The sequence below is a fragment of the Streptomyces sp. NPDC048604 genome, assembly GCF_043199435.1.
Lineage (GTDB): Bacteria > Actinomycetota > Actinomycetes > Streptomycetales > Streptomycetaceae > Streptomyces.
Map to the genome: position 1 here is coordinate 1 of NZ_JBICVX010000001.1, position 16,868 is coordinate 16,868.

General features: G+C 72.6%; 15 protein-coding genes and 1 tRNA gene. 9 read left to right on the forward strand and 7 right to left on the reverse strand.

The features are described from left to right. Nucleotides 1-153: 153 nt before the first annotated feature. The gene (locus tag ACGFMM_RS00005; protein WP_393641547.1) at nt 154-1,080 is read right to left on the reverse strand and encodes a DMT family transporter; all 927 of its coding nucleotides are present in this window, start codon (nt 1,078-1,080) and stop codon (nt 154-156) included. A gap of 343 nt (nt 1,081-1,423) precedes the next feature. Between ACGFMM_RS00005 and ACGFMM_RS00010 the strand changes: the two genes are divergently transcribed. Both ACGFMM_RS00010 and ACGFMM_RS00015 read left to right on the forward strand, forming a co-directional pair. After that, complete coding sequence (locus tag ACGFMM_RS00010; RefSeq protein WP_393641549.1) at nt 1,424-2,065, forward strand: TetR/AcrR family transcriptional regulator; 642 nt, start codon at nt 1,424-1,426, stop codon at nt 2,063-2,065. A 67-nt stretch (nt 2,066-2,132) separates the two neighbouring features. Then, entirely contained in the window at nt 2,133-2,516 is a 384-nt protein-coding gene (locus ACGFMM_RS00015; RefSeq protein ID WP_393641551.1) for a DUF488 domain-containing protein, read from the forward strand. Nucleotides 2,517-2,547: 31 nt separating this feature from the next. Here the strand turns inward: ACGFMM_RS00015 and ACGFMM_RS00020 are convergent, their stop codons facing one another. The 3 genes from ACGFMM_RS00020 to ACGFMM_RS00030 form a co-directional block, all read right to left on the reverse strand. After that, on the reverse strand, nt 2,548-2,952 hold the full coding sequence (locus ACGFMM_RS00020) for a hypothetical protein (protein ID WP_393641553.1): 405 nt from the start codon (nt 2,950-2,952) through the stop codon (nt 2,548-2,550). Nucleotides 2,953-3,013: 61 nt separating this feature from the next. Then, entirely contained in the window at nt 3,014-3,805 is a 792-nt protein-coding gene (locus tag ACGFMM_RS00025) for a hypothetical protein (RefSeq protein WP_393641555.1), read from the reverse strand. Nucleotides 3,806-3,832: 27 nt separating this feature from the next. Continuing rightward, nucleotides 3,833-4,504 carry a TetR/AcrR family transcriptional regulator gene (locus ACGFMM_RS00030; RefSeq protein ID WP_393641557.1) on the reverse strand — a complete coding sequence of 224 codons (672 nt, stop codon included), beginning with the start codon at nt 4,502-4,504 and terminating at the stop codon, nt 3,833-3,835. An 84-nt stretch (nt 4,505-4,588) separates the two neighbouring features. Between ACGFMM_RS00030 and ACGFMM_RS00035 the strand changes: the two genes are divergently transcribed. The 5 genes from ACGFMM_RS00035 (at nt 4,589) to ACGFMM_RS00055 (ending at nt 9,741) form a co-directional block, all read left to right on the forward strand. Further along, nucleotides 4,589-5,536 carry an NAD(P)-dependent alcohol dehydrogenase gene (locus ACGFMM_RS00035; protein WP_393641559.1) on the forward strand — a complete coding sequence of 316 codons (948 nt, stop codon included), beginning with the start codon at nt 4,589-4,591 and terminating at the stop codon, nt 5,534-5,536. A 153-nt stretch (nt 5,537-5,689) separates the two neighbouring features. After that, nucleotides 5,690-6,937, forward strand: coding sequence for a cytochrome P450 (locus tag ACGFMM_RS00040; protein WP_393641561.1), 1,248 nt, complete (start codon nt 5,690-5,692; stop codon nt 6,935-6,937). A 40-nt stretch (nt 6,938-6,977) separates the two neighbouring features. Then, entirely contained in the window at nt 6,978-7,694 is a 717-nt protein-coding gene (locus ACGFMM_RS00045) for a (Fe-S)-binding protein (protein ID WP_393641563.1), read from the forward strand. Further along, entirely contained in the window at nt 7,691-9,103 is a 1,413-nt protein-coding gene (locus ACGFMM_RS00050; protein WP_393641565.1) for a lactate utilization protein B, read from the forward strand. Before ACGFMM_RS00045 ends, ACGFMM_RS00050 begins: the two co-directional genes overlap by 4 nt. Further along, complete coding sequence (locus ACGFMM_RS00055; RefSeq protein ID WP_393641567.1) at nt 9,100-9,741, forward strand: lactate utilization protein C; 642 nt, start codon at nt 9,100-9,102, stop codon at nt 9,739-9,741. The genes ACGFMM_RS00050 and ACGFMM_RS00055 overlap by 4 nt, the downstream gene beginning before the upstream one ends. Here the strand turns inward: ACGFMM_RS00055 and ACGFMM_RS00060 are convergent. After that, entirely contained in the window at nt 9,738-10,256 is a 519-nt protein-coding gene (locus ACGFMM_RS00060; protein ID WP_393641569.1) for a DUF309 domain-containing protein, read from the reverse strand. The two genes, ACGFMM_RS00055 and ACGFMM_RS00060, sit on opposite strands and share 4 nt — an antisense overlap. Before the next feature lie 100 nt (nt 10,257-10,356). Between ACGFMM_RS00060 and ACGFMM_RS00065 the strand changes: the two genes are divergently transcribed. Beyond that, nucleotides 10,357-10,430: transfer RNA gene (locus ACGFMM_RS00065), tRNA-Pro, on the forward strand. A 205-nt stretch (nt 10,431-10,635) separates the two neighbouring features. Here the strand turns inward: ACGFMM_RS00065 and ACGFMM_RS00070 are convergent. Then, nucleotides 10,636-13,224, reverse strand: coding sequence for a SpoIIE family protein phosphatase (locus tag ACGFMM_RS00070; RefSeq protein WP_393641571.1), 2,589 nt, complete (start codon nt 13,222-13,224; stop codon nt 10,636-10,638). Between the two features lie 226 nt (nt 13,225-13,450). Between ACGFMM_RS00070 and ACGFMM_RS00075 the strand changes: the two genes are divergently transcribed. Next, complete coding sequence (locus ACGFMM_RS00075; RefSeq protein WP_393641573.1) at nt 13,451-16,309, forward strand: SpoIIE family protein phosphatase; 2,859 nt, start codon at nt 13,451-13,453, stop codon at nt 16,307-16,309. 34 nt (nt 16,310-16,343) lie between these two features. On the opposite strand, the gene ACGFMM_RS00080 is transcribed toward ACGFMM_RS00075, so the two are convergent. Then, nucleotides 16,344-16,598: a hypothetical protein gene (locus ACGFMM_RS00080; RefSeq protein WP_393641575.1), complete on the reverse strand. Its 255-nt coding sequence runs from the start codon at nt 16,596-16,598 to the stop codon at nt 16,344-16,346. Between the last annotated feature and the right edge of the window lie 270 nt (nt 16,599-16,868).

Genomic DNA, 16,868 nt, shown 5'->3' on the forward strand with positions numbered 1-16,868 from the left:
CTCGCCTCGGTCCAGGTCGTCCTCGGCATCGCCCACATACCCGAGTTCCACGTCCCGCTCGGCATCCTGATGTTCGGCCTCAGCACCCTGGCCCTCGGGCAGGTGCTCACCACCCGCCCCTGGGCGCGCACCGCCTGAGCGGTGCGCCGGTGCTCAGCCCACGGCGCCGGCCGGGAGCGGCGGGGGCGCCGCGGATCCGTCGTCCGGGGCGGGGGAGTCCTCGGACTGCGGCAGAGGGTCCGGCGGGGCCGCCGTGAGCAGGACGACGCCCCGCGCCGCGACGGCCCCCGCGGCCACGGCGGCCGGCCAGCCCCACGCGCCGCCCCGGAACGTCTCGCCCAGCAGGGCGACCCCGATGACCGCGGCGGCCGCCGGGTTCGACAGGTTCACCACGGCCAGCGGCGCGGCGAGCCCCGCCCGGTACGCCGTCTGCGAGAGCAGCAGGCCGCCCACCGCGAAGCCGGAGATCAGCACCGCGAGCAGCGCCGACTGCCACCACGGCACCGGCCCGCCGGGGAGTTCCAGCGCCAGCGCCGCCGTCAGCGTCTGCGTCAGGGCCGACGCCACGCCGGACGCGACCCCCGACGCCGTCGCGTGCCCGAGCCCCCGCCCCGACCGCCGGCCCGCGGTGACCAGCGCCACGAACGACGCCGTGGCCGCGGCGACCACCAGCGACTCGTGCAGGCTGAGCGCGTCGCCCGGCGTCGCCGGGCCCGTCACCGCGACCAGCCCGACCAGGCCCGCCAGCGTCCACAGCGCCCCGCGCCACTCGCCGCGCGTCACCCGTCGCCGCGCACCGTACGCGCCGAGCGGCAGCGCCGCCACCAGCGTCAGCGCGCCGAGCGGCTGCACCAGCGTCAGCGGCCCGTAGTGCAGCGCCGCCACATGCGCGAGCGCGCCCGCCGCGTTCAGGCCGACCGCCGCCCACCAGCCGCCGCCCCGCAGCAGCGCCCGCAGCGCACCGCGCCCGGGCTCCGTGCGGGCCGCGAGGCGCGCCTGCGCCACGGCGGCGAGCGCGTATCCGACGGCGGAGACCAGCGACAGCAGGACGGCCGTCACGGTGCCGCCGACCCCGGTCATCGGACGGCCTCCGCAGCGGCGGCCACGGCCTCGTCGTGCAGGAGCAGCTGGGCGGGGCGCGCGGCGCGGACATAGGACACGCCGGGCGTCCCGGGGGCGCCGACGGTCCCGGGTGCGCCGCGTGTTCCGGGTATGCCGGAGTCCCCGGTTCCTCCCGTGTCTCTTCCGGCACCCATGACGCGGCCCCTCGTGCGCTTGCTCGTTTGTCCGCCGAATCGGCACAAACGGAGGAAGCGTAGATCCGGATTCATCGAGACGCAAACGTCTCGATACGTTTGCGTCTCGATTGCGCGCCGCCTACCCTCGGAGGGGCAACCCCCGTCGCCCCAGGGAGGAGGCAGCGATGACCCCGCAGGCCGTGACCACGACGCGCGCCGCGTCCACCAGTGCCGCGACCGCCGCGGCGCGGCGCAGCAAGATCACCCCGGAGCGGGAGAGCGAGCTGTTCGACGCGGTGCTCGACCTCCTCCGCGAGGGCGGGTACGACGCCGTGACCATGGAGGGCGTCGCCGCCCGCACCAAGTGCGGCAAGGCCACCCTGTACCGGCAGTGGAAGAGCAAGCCGCAACTCGTCACCGCCGCCCTGGACAAGAACCGCTGCCCGTACTTCTCCGGCGTCGACACCGGCACCCTCGTCGGCGACCTGCGCGAGGTCGCCCGCCTGGCCGACGACCGGCACGGCCACGACGCCGAGCTGATGGAGGCGGTGAGCCAGGCGTACGTCCGCCATCCCGACCTCCGCGAGGCGCTCTACGAGACCGTCATCCAGCCCGAGGTCGCCGCCGTGGACGCGATGCTGGCGCGCGGTGTGGAGCGCGGCGAGCTCGCCGCCGACAACCCGGCGACCGCCTTCGTCGCGCCCTGTCTGCTGGGCATGCTGCGGGTCGAACGGCTGCTGGAGGAGCGGTTCGCGGACACGCCCGGGACCATGGCCGCGTTCCTGGAGTCCGTGATCCTCCCGGCGCTCCGGCTCGACGCACCGTAGGGCATGCCAAGGTCCGCGCTGGGCGCGTCCGCGTGCGCCCGCCCGGTACCCGCTGCACCCTGGTGCAATGCCGCGCACCCCCGCCCGTGAGCCCGCCCCCGCCCCCGACGTCCGCGTCCGCCGGATCTACGACCCTCCGGAGCCGGACGACGGCACCCGCGTCCTCGTCGACCGGCTCTGGCCGCGCGGCCTGAAGAAGACCGACGCGCGCATCGACGAATGGCCCAAGGCGCTCACCCCGTCGACGGAGCTGCGCCGCTGGTACCACGGCACGGAGGGGGAGTACGAGGAGTTCTGCCGGCGGTACGAGGAGGAACTCGCCGCCCCGGAGGCCGCCGCCGCGCTCGACCGGCTCCGCGAACTCGCCGCCGGCGGCCCGGTCACCCTCCTCACGGCCGCCAAGGACCCGTCCCGCAGCCACACCTCGGTGCTGGAACGTGCCCTGGCATGACGAGCAAGGGCCGCGCCCGGCGAGAGCGCGGTCACCGCACCGTTTCGAGCTCCCGGCCGAGCTTCTCCAGGACGCGATCACGCAGGAGTTCGTACTCCTCGCGGAGTCTGCGCCACTCGGCGACGGGAGGGCGGGGAATGACGATGCCTCCGGTGACGATCTCCTCCGGCCGGAACTGCTCTCGGGTGAGGTCGATCTCGATGTCCATGCCCAGCCGGTTCCACCAGTGGTAGTCCACGCGTTCACCGTTCACGTGGACCTCCCCGCGGATCAGCTCACCTCCCAGGAGGTCGTTCAGCACCATGGCCGTGACACCGCACTGGTCCCGGGCCGGGTTGTCCGCGGTCCAGCGGGGCCGGAACTCGGGCGTGCACGTTTCGGCACTCCAACTGCTGCGAACAGCACGTTCGATGTCGCCGAGGAGAAGTGTTGTCATGCCTCCGATGCTCTCAACCGGCTCTGACAACGCCGGCGCGGTCGACCCGGCTGTCAGGCCGTCAGGTCTGGCCGACCGCCGCGAGGATCGCGCCGCCGTGGAAGCGCCGGTAGACGGGAGTGCCCCCGGGCCACCCCGGATGGCGGCCGAACGGAACCGCGGTCGGCCCGGTCGCCCCGCGCAGGTCGGCCAGGAGCGCGCCCTCGGGCAGCCGGGAGCCGGCATCCGCGAGCACCGGATCACCCGAGGCGCGCGCTTCCCGGACGGTGACGGGTCCGGCGGTCGCGGGTTCGGCCGCGCGCGCCAGGGCCTCCGGCGCATCCTCGGGGAACTCGTCGCCGGCGTCGGCGAAGTCTCCGGAGAACCAGTTGAGGAAGGCGGTGGAGAAGTCGCCGAAGTGCTCCTCGTCCCTCGCGGCACACCGCACCAGCCCGGCCACGGACACCAGCCAGTGCGGGAGCGACGGCGCGACCAGCTCGGCGCCGTGGTTCTCCCAGAACCTGAACACCGGACCCCACGCGCCCGTCGCGGGGTCGACGTCCACGTAGTAGGTCTCCGCGCTCGCGTTGGTGTGGACGATGCGGAACGAACCCGGATCCCCGCACCGCCACGCGGCCCCCTCACCGACGCCTGGGGCGCGGTAGGAGGGGCCGAACTCGCCGTGGCCGCCGACCTGGAGCGCTCCGGCCCTGCGGCAGATCTCCCGGATCGGCTCGGGCACCGGAACGCCCCAGCCGTCCATCTCCTCGTCGCTCACTTCTTCGCCCAGGCGTACGCTCTGCTCGGCTTCCGAGGCATCCCGCAGGACCTGCACCACGTCCTGCCACGAAGGGGTTTCGCTGTTCCACATCATGCGGAGAGCCTCACATACGGACGGGCTTCAGGGAGCCGTGCGCTGGGTGGTCGCCAGGCGCGCTGCGACGCTGTCGAGGATCAGGTCGAGGCCGTACGCGAACTCGTCGGCGTAGGAGTAGTCCTGATGCATGACCTGCTCGGTGATCAGCTCGGCCAGGTGCGGGTAGGCGTCGGGGGACAGCCGGTCCTGGATCTCGCCGACGAATTCCTCGACGCCGCCGTCGGCATCGGTGCCGAAGGGCAGATTGAGTTCCGTGAGCACGAAGCCGTAGACGTAGGAGTCGATCGCGGAGAAGGTGTGCGACGCCAGCGTCATCGGGAAGCCGTTGTGGCGCAGGCAGCCGAGCACGGTGTCGTGATGGCGCAGCAGGGCCGGGCCGGGGGAGCGGCGCGACTCGACGAGGCCGAGGGCCCAGGGGTGCTGTGACAGGGCGGCGCGGGCCGACGCCGCGCGGTCGATCATCGCCTGTCGCCACGGCTGCCCGGGTTCGGGCAGCTCGATCCGGGTGAAGATCCAGTTCGCCAGGGCGTCCAGCAGTGCGTCCTTGCCGGTGAGGTGATGGTAGAGCGACATCGCCTCCACGCCGAGCTCCTTGCCGACGTTGCGCATGCTCACCTGGGCCAGGCCGCCGCGGTCGGCGACCTCCACCGCGGCTTCGATGATGCGGTCGCGGCTGAGCGCTGGACGCCGGGGCATGACAGAACCTTTCGCATCGGACTTGCTGCCTTACGGGCGTAAGGCTACCGTGGAACCCAGACTTACACCTGTAAGGAGACGGTGATGCAGGCAGCAGTCGTCGACCGTTACGGCGCGCCCGACGTCGTACAGATCCGCGAGGTTCCACGGCCGGCGCCACGTGGGGACGAGGTGCTGGTGCGCGTCGGGGCGGCGGCGGTCACCTCGGCCGACTCGCGTATCCGCGGGGCCCGTTTCCCCTCGGGGTTCGGGCCGTTCGCCCGGCTGGCCTTCGGCGTCCTCCGCCCTCGGCGGAAGATCCTGGGCAGTTCGTTCTCCGGGGAGGTCGTGGCCGTGGGCGGGCACGTCCGCGACCTGGCGCCGGGTGACGAGGTGTGCGGCATGACCGGAATGAAACTGGGCGCACATGCCGAGTACGTCGTGGTGGCGGCGAAGAAGCTCGCGCGCAAGCCGTCCACGGTGAGCCACGAGGACGCGGCAGCACTGCTCTTCGGCGGCTCGACAGCGCTGTACTTCCTGCGGGACAGGGCGTCGGTGGGCCCCGGCATGTCGGTGTGCGTCAACGGCGCGTCGGGGGCGCTCGGCACCAGTGCCGTCCAGCTGGCGAAGCACTTCGGCGCGACCGTCACCGGTGTGACCAGCACGGCGAACGCGGGCCTGGTGGCCGACCTGGGAGCCGACCGGGTCATCGACTACACGAGCGACGACCTGGACGGCGTCGCCGACCGGTTCGACGTGGTGCTGGACGTCGTCGGCAACCTCTCGATCGCGTCGGGCCGGCGCCTCCTGAACCCCGACGGGGTGCTGCTGCTGGCCGTCGCGGGGCTGGGCGACACCGTCCGCGCCCGTGGCAACGTCGTCGCGGGCCCCGCACCCGAACGCGTCGAGGACTTCGAGTACCTGCTGGGGCTGGCCGCCGATGGCGCGATCAGCGTCGTGATCGACCAGGTCTACGAGCTGCGCGGCATCGCCGAGGCCCATCGTCGGGTCGACAGCGGGCGCAAGATCGGCAACATCGTCGTTCGCCCGTAGGCTCACCGCCCGGTGCGGAATCTTCCTCCTTCGTCCCGTAGCCAGGGCCGCCTCCCCCCGGTCACGATGTCCGAGCCCGCACTGCAAGGCACCGCACCGCAAGGCACCGCACCGCACCGCAAGGCACCGCACCCTTCCCGTCCGGAGGCGAGCGTGGACGCGACAGCGCAGGAACGGTCCGACCTGACCGAACGGCAACAGCGGCTCGACGACTTGTACCGCGACCCCTATCCCCTCTACGCCCGCGCCCGCAGGGCCGAGGGCCTGACCTTCGTACCCGAACTCGACGCCTGGCTCGTCGCCCGCGACGCCGACGTGCGCGAGGTCCTGCTCCGGTCGGAGGACTTCTCCTCCGCACAGGCCCTGCGGCCCGACGTCATGCCCGCGCCCGCCGCCTTCGGCGTCCTCGCCCGCGGCTTCGCCAAGCGCCCCACCGTCGTCTCCACCGACGGCCCCGCGCACCGCCGCCACCGCGCCCCGCTCAACAGCGGCCTCTCCGCCTCCCGCGTCACGGCCCTCCTGCCGTACGCCGCCGAGCAGGCCGCCGCGCTCCTCGACGGCTTCGCCGCCGACGGCCGTACCGAGCTGATGTCCTCGTACGCCCGCCGGCTCCCCGGCGCGGTGATCGGCCGGCTCATCGGCTTCGACCCGGCGGACGTGCCGGCCGCCGTGCACGGCGGTCACCAGGCAGAACAGCTCCTCTTCCGCCCGCTCGACGAAGCCGGCCAGCTCGCCGCCGCCGAGGACGTCGTCGCCCTGCAGCACCTGCTCGACCGCTACGCCCGCGCCCGCCGCGCCGAGCCCCGCGACGACCTCTGCTCCGCGATGGTCGCCGCTCTCGCCCCCGGCGGCGGCGAGCTCACCGACGACCAGCGCGCCGAACTCGTCTCGAACCTCCAGAACCTCCTCATCGCCGGCCACCTCACCACCACCGCCCTGATCGGCAACACCCTCCACCACCTGCTCCGCGACGGCCGGGCGCAGTGGGAGCTGCTCTGCGCCCGGCCCGAGCTGATACCCGGGGCGGTGGAGGAGGCCGCGCGCTTCGACACCGCCGTCCAGGGGTTCCGCCGCACCACCACCCGTCCGGTCACCCTCGCCGGCACGAAACTGCCCGCCGGGGCCACGGTGTTCGTGGCGTACGGCTCCGCCAACCGCGACGAGGAACGCCACGACGATCCCGATGTCTTCGACATCACCCGCCCGCCGACCCGGCACGTCGCCTTCGGGCACGGCGCGCACGGCTGCCCCGGCTCCCAGCTGGCCCGCGGCCAACTCCGCCTGACCCTGGAGCTGTTCACCCGCGAACTGCCCGGGCTGCGGCTCGACGAGGACCACGTGGTCGTGATGCGGCCGACGATGATCCACCGCTCGCCCCTGGAGCTCCGTCTCACCTGGTGAAACACGCGGCTGGGGGACTCCCCGGGCGTATCCTGCGCCCATGCGTGTCGCACTCTTCGTCACCTGCGTCAACGACGCCCTGTATCCCGCCACGGGGGTGGCCACCGTCCGCATTCTGGAACGGCTGGGAGTCGAGGTCGACTTCCCGGCCGGCCAGACCTGCTGCGGCCAGCCGCAGTTCAACACGGGGTACCGGAAGGAGGCGGCGCCGCTCGCCCGGCGCCTCGCCGAGGCGTTCCACGGGTACGAGCACGTCGTCACGCCCTCCGCGTCCTGCGCCGCCATGGTCCGGACCCACTACGCCGGCCTCGGCCCCGAGGCGGCCGCACTCGCGCCCCGCGTCCTCGAGCTGACCGAGTTCCTGGTGGACGTCCTCGGGGTCACCGACGTCGGCGCGTACTTCCCGCACACCGTCACCTACCACCCCTCCTGCCACGGCCTGCGCCTGCTCGGCCTCGGCGACCGGCCGCACCGGCTGCTCCGTGCGGTCAAGGGCCTGGAGCTCGTGGAACTGCCCGGCGCGGAGGAGTGCTGCGGCTTCGGCGGCACGTTCGCCGTGAAGAACCCGGACGTGTCGGCGGCCATGGGCCGCGACAAGATCGCCCACGCCGCAGGTACCGGAGCGGACGTGCTCTGCGGGGCCGACAACTCCTGCCTGATGCACCTCGGCGGCATCCTGCGCCGCGCGGACGCCCCGCTGCGCACCCTGCACCTGGCGGAGATCCTGGCGAGCACGGAGACGGAGCCCACGCCGTGAGCGGAACCTTCCTCGGCATGCCCGCCTTCCCCGTCGCGGCGAAGGCCGCCGTCGCCGACCCGACCCTCCGCGCCAACCTGCGGCACGCCACCCACACCATCAGGGACAAGCGCGCCGCCGCCGTCGCCGAACTCGCCGACTGGGACCGCCTCCGCGAGGCGGGAAGAGAGATCAAGGACCACACCCTGCGCCATCTCGACCGCTACCTCCTGCAGTTGGAGGAAGCGGTGACGGCCGCCGGCGGCACCGTCCACTGGGCGGCGGACGCCGACGAGGCGAACCGGATCGTCACCGACCTCGTCCGGGCGACCGGCGAGACCGAGGTGGTCAAGGTCAAGTCGATGGCCACCCAGGAGATCGGCCTCAACGAGGCCCTGGAGGCCGCCGGCATCGCCGCGTACGAGACCGATCTCGCCGAACTCATCGTCCAGTTGGGCCACGACCGCCCGTCCCACATCCTCGTCCCCGCCATCCACCGCAACCGCGGCGAGATCCGGGACGTCTTCCGGGCCGAGATGGGGAAGTGGGGCCGCCCCGCCCCCGACGGCCTCACCGACACGCCCGCCGACCTCGCCGAGGCGGCCCGGCTGCACCTGCGGGAGAAGTTCCTGCGCGCCAAGGTCGCCGTCTCCGGGGCGAACTTCATGGTCGCCGAGACCGGCACGCTCGTCGTCCTGGAGTCGGAGGGCAACGGCCGGATGTGCCTGACGCTGCCGGAGACCCTGATCTCGGTCGTCGGCATCGAGAAGACGATCCCGACCTGGCGCGACCTGGAGGTGTTCCTCCAGACCCTGCCACGTTCCTCGACGGCCGAGCGGATGAACCCGTACACGACGATGTGGACGGGCATCACCGACGGGGACGGCCCGAAGGACTTCCACCTCGTGCTCCTCGACAACGGCCGCACCGCCACCCTCGCCGACGAGGTCGGGCGGCAGGCCCTGCGCTGCATCCGCTGCTCGGCCTGCCTGAACGTCTGCCCGGTGTACGAGCGCGCCGGCGGCCACGCGTACGGCTCCGTCTACCCGGGCCCGATCGGCGCGATCCTCAGCCCCCAACTGCGCGGTACCGAGAGCGAGATCGACGCCTCGCTCCCGTACGCCTCCTCGCTGTGCGGCGCGTGCTACGAGGTCTGCCCGGTGGCCATCGACATCCCCGAGGTCCTGGTGCACCTGCGCGAACGCGTCGCGGAACAGGGCGGCCACCGACTGGAGCGCGCCGCGATGAAGGCGGCCGGCGCGGTCCTGGGCAGCCCCCGGGCCCTCGCCGCCGCCGAACGCCTCGCGACGAGCACCCGCCGCCTGCACCCGAAGCGGCTGCCGGGGGCGTCGGCCTGGACGGACAGCCGCGAGCTGCCGGAGGTCCCGAAGGAGTCCTTCCGTGACTGGTGGAAAAGGAACCGCACATGAGCGCCGGAAGCACCCGTGACCGCATCCTCGCCCGGATCCGCGAGGCCGTCGCCGAGGCGCCCCACGCCCCTGAACCCGACAGGACGTACCTGGAGTCCCATGCCCCGGACGCCCCGTCGGCCCTCCTCGACCTCCTGCACCGCAACCTGACGGAGTACCGCGCGGCGGTGCACCGCACGGACGGCGCGGGGATCGCCGAGCTGCTCATGCGCCTGCTCGCCGCACGCGGATCCCGTACGGTCCTGGTCCCTCCGGCCCTCCCGCCGGAGTGGCTGGCCGCGGCCGACCCGACCCGGATCCACGACCGATCCGACACCACCCCCGCGCAACTGGACGCCGTCGACAGCGTGGTCACCGGCTGCGCGCTGGCGATCGCCGAGACGGGCACGCTGGTCCTCGACGGCGGCCCCGACCAGGGCCGACGCCGCATCACCCTCATTCCCGACCACCACATCTGCGTCGTCCGGGTCCCGTCCCAGCTGGTCGCGTCCGTCCCGCAGGCCCTGCCCCGCCTGGACCCGACCCGCCCGCTGACCTGGATCTCCGGTCCTTCGGCGACGAGCGACATCGAACTCGACCGCGTCGAGGGCGTCCACGGCCCCCGCACCCTGGAGGTGGTCCTGCTCCAGGAGGACTAGTCGACGTCGCCGTGCATCATCAGCCGCGGAGCTTCGGCGACCGGATCGACCGGATCGACCGGCGGCCCCTCTCCGGCCACCCTGTCGGCCAACTCCCGTGCCCACGCCACGAGTCCGGGCAGGTCGATGCCGTACGGATGAGACTCGGGCCACGCGGAGACACGCGCCGCGCCGCGACGGAGCAGCCGGGCGCCGCCCGTCGTGTTCCCCCGGGCGGCATGGGTCAGCCCCACGGCGAGCTGCGCCAGCCCCTGCCACAGATCGCGCTCGCCGGCGGGTCCGGTCTTCCAGGCGTCCTCGAAGACCTCGTGCGCATGGAACGGCATACCGGCGTCCAGCAGCCGCTGCGCCTCCCGTACCGTCTGCTCGGGTGTCCGCGTCACCCCTTCGGGCTGCCGCGCGACGCCCGCGGCCCCGTACGGCAACGGCCGCCCCAGCCCGTCCCGGGGCCGCGCACTGCGCGCCCGGCCCTGCTCGTCACGGTCCCGCGCCCCGCCCGTCGGCTCTTCATTCACGCCCCCATTGTCCCCCGCACCCCTGCGACGTGCCGGAACGTGAATGCGGTAGTGTTCTCCGTGCACGCCGTCACCGGGAAACCCCGGCGACCACGGGCAACGGGACGTGGCGCAGCTTGGTAGCGCACTTGACTGGGGGTCAAGGGGTCGCAGGTTCAAATCCTGTCGTCCCGACTCGTAAGAGTCGCAGTTCAGAGGCCGTTTCAGAGTGATCTGAGACGGCCTCTTGATCGTTTTCGGGCCGCGGGTTGCTGAGGGCGCGAACGCCGGTCGGTTCACACGGGGTTCACTCGTCGCGCATTGTGCCGGCTTCCGTTGACCAGGTCGTTCCAGCGGCCGACCGTCCAGATCATGCCGGGCATCTTCTTGCGGTACAGCACTAGGAGAGGTCGCTGTCCGTGGAGGGAAGGACCTGTTCGGCCCAGATGACCTTGCCCTCCGGCGTGTACCGCGTGCCCCAGTGCTCGCTGAGCTGCGCGACCAGGAACAGTCCGCGGCCTCCCTCGTCCGTGGTGGCCGCGTACCGCAGGTGCGGGGCGGTGCTGCTGCCGTCCCACACCTCGCAGGTCAGGGTGCGGTCGTGCAGCAGACGGACGCGGACGGGCTCGGCGCCGTACCGGATGGCGTTGGTGATGAGCTCGCTGAGGATCAGCTCCGTGGCGAAGGCGAGTTCCTCCAGGCCCCACTCCTCGAGCTGCTCGGCCGCGAGCCTGCGTACGGCGCCGACCTCGCTCGGGTCCGACGGCACGTCCCATTGGGCGACCCGGCCGGGGTCCAGCGTCCGGGTCCGGGCGATGAGCAGCGCGATGTCGTCGGACGGCCGGCTGGGGAGCAGGGCGTCGAGTACGGCGCGGCGGCTGGCGTCCGGGGCCCGGTCGGGGTGGGTCAGCGCCGTGCGCAGCTTTTCCACGCCCTCCGCGATGTCCCGGTGCCGCTCCTCCACCAGCCCGTCGGTGTACAGGACGAGCTGACTGCCCTCCGCCAGGTGGATGTCCGTGGTCTCGAACGGCATGCCGCCCAGCCCCAGCGGGGGGCCGGCCGGCAGTTCCGAGATCGTCGTCGTGCCGTCCGGGGCGACGACGAGCGGCGGCATGTGCCCTGCCCGCGCCATGGTGCAGTTCTGGGATACCGGGTCGTAGACGGCGTACAGGCAGGTCGCGCCCAGGACGCCGCCGTTCGGGGCGGCGCTGTCGCCTTCCTCGTCCATGCGCTGGACGAGGTTGTCGAGACGGGCGAGGAGTTCGTCGGGCGGCAGGTCCAGGGAGGAGAAGTTGTGCACGGCCGTGCGCAGCCGCCCCATGGTGGCCGCGGCGTGCAGGCCGTGCCCGACGACGTCTCCGACGACGAGTCCGACGCGACTGCCCGGCAGCGGGATCACGTCGAACCAGTCCCCGCCCACCCCGGACTGGGCGGGCTGGTAGAAGTGCGCGACGTCCACGGCGTTCTGCTCGGGCAGATCCTGCGGCAGCAGGCTGCGCTGGAGCGTCACGGAGAGGTTGTGCTCGCGGGTGTAGCGGCGGGCGTTGTCCATGGTGACCGCGGCGCGGCCGACGAGTTCCTCGGCCAGGGACAGATCGTCCTCGTCGAACGGTTCCGGCTTCTGCGACCGCCAGAAGTTGACCACCCCGAGCACGACGCCCCTGGCCTTCAGGGGAGCCGCGATGAGCGAGTGGATGCCGTAGTCGACGATCTGCGACGTCCGCAGCGGGTCCTGGGCGTGCCAGCCCGGGGCGTCATGGAGATCGGGCACGAGTTCGGCCGTGCCCGTGCCGTACCCACGGGCCTGCGGGGTGGACGGCAGGAAGTCGATCAGTGCGCCGAGCGGGTACAGCGGGTGATCGGAGCGGATGCCGCTGACCGCCGTGCGCCGCATGTCGGCGCCCGGGCCCGGTTCGTCGCCCGTCAGTACGGGATCGGCCAGGTCGACCGTGACGAAGTCCGCGAACTGGGGAACGGCGACGTCGGCGAGTTCCTCCGCGGTGCGCACCACATCGAGGGTGGTGCCGATGTCACCGCCGGCGTCGTAGAGCAGCTTGAGCCGTCTGCGGGCGGTCTCCGCGCGGCTGCTCAGCAACTGCATCTCGGTGGAGTCGCGGATGGTGACCGCCGAGCCCTGCGGGCGGCCCTGGGGGAGGGTGGGGCGCTGATTGACCACGAGCAGCCGGTCCCCGGCCTCCAGCACCTCGTCGGTGGCCACGCGGCCGGACAGCAGCAGTTCCGCCATGTGGTGGTCCATGCCGACCTCGTCGACGGGGCGTCCCTCGGCGTCGTCCGGCAGGCCGAGCAGCCGTCCGGCCTCGTCGTTCGCCAGGAGCAGCCGTCCGTCGCCGTCGGTGATCAGCACCCCTTCGCGGACGGCGTGGAGCACCGCGTCGTGGTGCTCGTACATGCGGGTCATCTCCTGCGTGCCGAGCCCGTGGGTCTGGCGGCGCAGCCTTCGGCTGATCAGCGCCGTGCCGACGGTGGCCAGAGCCAGGCCGACGGCGATGACCAGGAGGATGACCGGAAGCTGGCGGTCGGCGGCTCCGGTCACGCTCTCCACCGTCAGCCCTGCCGAGACCAGGGCGACGACCTCGCCCTCGGGCGAGGTGACGGGCACGATCGCCTGGATCTCCTTGCCGAGCGGCCCGTCCACACTCTCGGTGTGCACCTCGCCGGCGAGCGAGGGCTCGATCGTGCCGACGAAACGCTCGCCGATACGGTCGGGCTGGGGGTGGCTGTAGCGGATGCCGTTCGTGTCCATCACCACGATGAAGTCCACGCCCGCGTCCTTGCGCGTCTCCTCGGCCAGGGGCTGCAGGATCGCGGACGGGTCCGGCGAGTTCAGCGCTTCCTGCAGGCCCAGGGAGTTCGCGAAGGTCTGCGCCACGGAGACCGACCGGTTGCGCGCCTCACGCTCGATGTCGTACCGCGACTGCAGGACCAGCGCCAGCAGCGCCCCGGCCGCGAGCAGCACCACGATCGCCACCTGAAGGACGAAGACCTGTCCGGCGACGCTTCCGAATCTTCTGCCTAGGTTCGACCGCACCCGGACGCCGGGCACGAGAGACGGGACGGGCTCACATTCCCAGTTGTAGCACCTCCCCGCGACCGGGCTACCGGTGCTCACGCTCTGCGTCGGGGCCATGGCACAAGGTCGCCGTCGACCCGTCGCTGCGCGGCGGTGCTGACGACGCCATACCTATAATTCTGGGGTGAATGCTCGACTCGATCTGCTCGCGAGCACGGAGGCGGGGATCACCGAGAGTGACGTCTTCAGGCTGGCTCTCCAGCACGCGGTGGCCGAGCTGGGCGGGCTGGGCGGGGTCATCCACCTGGGTCGTAGCGGCTCGGCGCTGTTCCTGGTGTCGTCCTCCGGGCTGCCGCCGGGCCTCACCCGCCTCTGGGAGTTGATCGAGCGGACGGACCGGACGTTCCCGAGGGCCGCCCTGCGTCCCGGCCGCAGCGTGTGGGTGCCCACAGCGGCCGCCGACGCCCCCGCACCGCCTCCGGAGCGGTGGCCCGGCACCGGGTTCGCCGCCCTTCCCCTGACCGACGAGGGACGCACGCTGGGCGCCCTGACCGTGGTGACGGGCGACGAGGGCGAGCCGACCGCCGAGCAGTGGGCGTTCCTGCGGGACGTGGCCGACTGGACGGTCGAGCGCATGGGCCAGGCACCGCTCCCCGCACCCCCTCCCCGGGACGAGCTGGTCGGCGGTCGGCTACGGCAGGCGCTCAAGGAGGTCGAGGTCGGCACCTGGAACTGGGACCCGCACACCGGAGAGCTGGTGTGGGACGAAGCAGGAGCGGCCCTGTTCGGCACCGAACTCGTCACCCGCGAAGATGCCTGGATGAAGGCGCTCCACCCCGACGACCTGCCGTCCGCGCTCACCGCGATGGAGCGGGCGATGCGTGAGGGGACCGTGTACGACGCCGAGTACCGGGTACGGCTGCCGGACGGCGGCTACCGCTGGGTGCACGGGCGCGGCGCTGCGGAGTACGACGGCAGCGGGGAACCCGTGCGGATGATGGGCATGGTGTGGGACTGCACCGAGTCCCGCACCGCCCGCGACACGCTCAGCCGCGCGCTGCGCCACATGAGCGACGGCTTCCTCCTGGTGGACGGCGACTGGCGGATCGGCTTCGCCAACCTGGAGGCGGAGCGCACGCTCGGCGCCCCCGAGGCCGAACTCTTCGGCAGGGTCCTGTGGGAACTGCCCGCGGTGCACGGCATCCCGGACCTGGAATCCCGCTGCCGCAAGGCCGCCACGGCGGCCACGGCCCTCGAATTCGACGTGGAGATCGCCACCGGGCGGAGTCACCATCTGCGGCTGGTCCCGAGCTCCGACGGGCTCGCCCTCTACTTCACGGACGTCACCGAGCAGCGGCGGCGCGGGGCCGAGCGCGCCGCGGCCGAGAGCGCCGCGGCCGAGCGCTCGGCGCGCATCGCGGAGCTGACCGCGGCGCTCGCGACGGCGACGACCTCGCGCGATGTCGTGGACGCGGTCGCCGAGAGGGTGCTGCCGCCGTTCGGCGCCACCGGTCTGATCGTGGTCGCCGTCGAGGACGACCGGTCGGAGATCGTCGGCGCCGTGGGATATCCGCCCACGTTCGTCGATGAGATCGACGGCCAGAAGCTGCCGGCGAGCGATCCGATCAGGGACGTGGCGCGGAGCGAGGCGCCGCTGTTCATCGCCTCGGCCGAGGAGTTCATCCGGCGCTACCCGGGCCTCGCGTACCGCCCCCGCGTGGCCGGCAAGGAGGCGTGGGCGTTCCTGCCGCTGACCGTGTCCGGGCGCACCCGCTCGGTCTGTCTGATCTCCTTCGACCGGCCGCGCCGTCTGGCCCACGACGAACAGACGCTGCTCACCGCGATCAGCGCCCTCTTCGCGCATGCCCTGGAACGGGCACGGCTCTACGACGCCGAGCACACCCGCTCCCAGGGGCTGCAGCGCGACCTGCTTCCCCGGCGGCTGCCCGAGATCCCCGCGTGCACGGCCGCCGCACGCTATCTCCCCGCCGGACAGGGCATGGAGGTGGGAGGCGACTGGTACGACGTCATCCCGCTCTCCGCCGGCCGGGTCGCCCTCGTCGTCGGCGACGTGATGGGCCACGGCCTCGCGGAGGCGGCGACCATGGGCCGGCTGCGTACGGCCGTCAACACCCTGGCCGACCTCGAACTGCCCCCCGAAGAGATCCTGAGCCGCCTCAACGACCTCGTCGGCGAGCTCGGCGGGGACTTCTACGCCACCTGCCTGTACGCGCTCTACGACTCCACCACCCGGACCTGCACCATCGCGGGCGCCGGTCATCCGCCGCCCGCCGTGGTCCTGCCCGACGGCACCGTCCACTTCCCCGAGCTGCCCTCGGACCCCCCGCTCGGCGCCGCCGAACCACCCTTCGGAACGGTCGAGTTGGCCGTGCCCGACGGCAGTCTCCTCGTGCTGTACACCGATGGCCTGGTCGAGACCCCGGGCCGCGAGATCGACGAGGGCATGGCAGAACTCGCGCGGCTGCTGCGTGGTGCCGACCACGGGGACCTGGAACGCCTCTGCGACACGCTCACGACCGGTCTGCTGCCCGACGGGCAGCTCCCCACCAGGGACGACGCGGCCCTCCTGGTCTGCCGCGTCCACGCGCTCGCCGCCGACCGGATCGCCTCCTGGGAACTGGATCTCGACCCGCGGGCGGCCGGGCAGGCGCGCCGGCACATCCGGGAGCAGCTCGCGGTCTGGGGACTGGACGACCTCGCGCCGACGACCGAACTGATCGTCAGCGAGCTGATCGGGAACGTCGTGCGGTACGCGAGGGGCCCGGTGCACCTGCGGCTGCTGGAGAGCGCCGGCCTGACCTGCGAGGTCTACGACGGGAGCCTGGCGACTCCCCGCATCCGGCACGCCGCGGAGACGGACGAGGGCGGGCGCGGTCTACAGCTCGTCGCGGCGCTCAGCCAACGGTGGGGCGCGCGCTACACCACGGCCGGGAAGTGCATCTGGACGGAACAGGCCCTCTCCGCCGACCCGGACGATCCGGACGCCCTGGCGGCTGCTCTGCTCGCCGCCCCACCCCTGTGAGGCACACGGTGTGCCTTGTGAGGCACGCGGTGTGCTACCCGGCAGCCACGACCTCCCCGGCCGTGATCTGAGGCCGGTGGGGGAGGAGCGACGCGAGGTTGTCCCGTACGAAGTCCGCCGCCCTCGCGACCGACTCCTCGGCCCCGGCGCGGTCGTCGAAGACGCTGGTGGAGACCATCACTCCCTCCCCGGCGTCGACCCAGTAGTAGGCCACGAAGCCGGGGACCTGGCGGAGGAGGGGAACGAAGCCCTCGTCCACACGGCGTCCCGCCTCGGCGGAGTCGGTCACCCCTTCGTAGCGTCGAATCACTGCGTACACAGTTGTTCTCCTCACGGATCCCGACGTCGTACCTGCGCGAGACGACCTACCCCCCGTGGGTGTCTCTGCCTCGGGGGACGCTCGGAAGCGACCCGTTCAGCGGTCGGCCGCGCGGCCGCGGGTTCTGGGAAACCCTTGTGAACGGTCCTGAGCCTCTGCCGCCTTTCCCTCGTACTTGACGAGAAGCCGGGGCGTTTCGTGAGGCATGGGACAGGGCTCCGTCGATGTTGCGTATACCTC

Excerpts from the sequence above, each read along its gene's own strand:
- ACGFMM_RS00005 (WP_393641547.1), bottom strand. The coding sequence starts at position 1,080 with ATGACCGGGGTCGGCGGCACCGTGACGGCCGTCCTGCTGTCGCTGGTC.
- ACGFMM_RS00010 (WP_393641549.1), top strand. The coding sequence starts at position 1,424 with ATGACCCCGCAGGCCGTGACCACGACGCGCGCCGCGTCCACCAGTGCC.
- ACGFMM_RS00015 (WP_393641551.1), top strand. The coding sequence starts at position 2,133 with ATGCCGCGCACCCCCGCCCGTGAGCCCGCCCCCGCCCCCGACGTCCGC.
- ACGFMM_RS00020 (WP_393641553.1), bottom strand. The coding sequence starts at position 2,952 with ATGACAACACTTCTCCTCGGCGACATCGAACGTGCTGTTCGCAGCAGT.
- ACGFMM_RS00025 (WP_393641555.1), bottom strand. The coding sequence starts at position 3,805 with ATGATGTGGAACAGCGAAACCCCTTCGTGGCAGGACGTGGTGCAGGTC.
- ACGFMM_RS00030 (WP_393641557.1), bottom strand. The coding sequence starts at position 4,504 with ATGCCCCGGCGTCCAGCGCTCAGCCGCGACCGCATCATCGAAGCCGCG.
- ACGFMM_RS00035 (WP_393641559.1), top strand. The coding sequence starts at position 4,589 with ATGCAGGCAGCAGTCGTCGACCGTTACGGCGCGCCCGACGTCGTACAG.
- ACGFMM_RS00045 (WP_393641563.1), top strand. The coding sequence starts at position 6,978 with ATGCGTGTCGCACTCTTCGTCACCTGCGTCAACGACGCCCTGTATCCC.
- ACGFMM_RS00055 (WP_393641567.1), top strand. The coding sequence starts at position 9,100 with ATGAGCGCCGGAAGCACCCGTGACCGCATCCTCGCCCGGATCCGCGAG.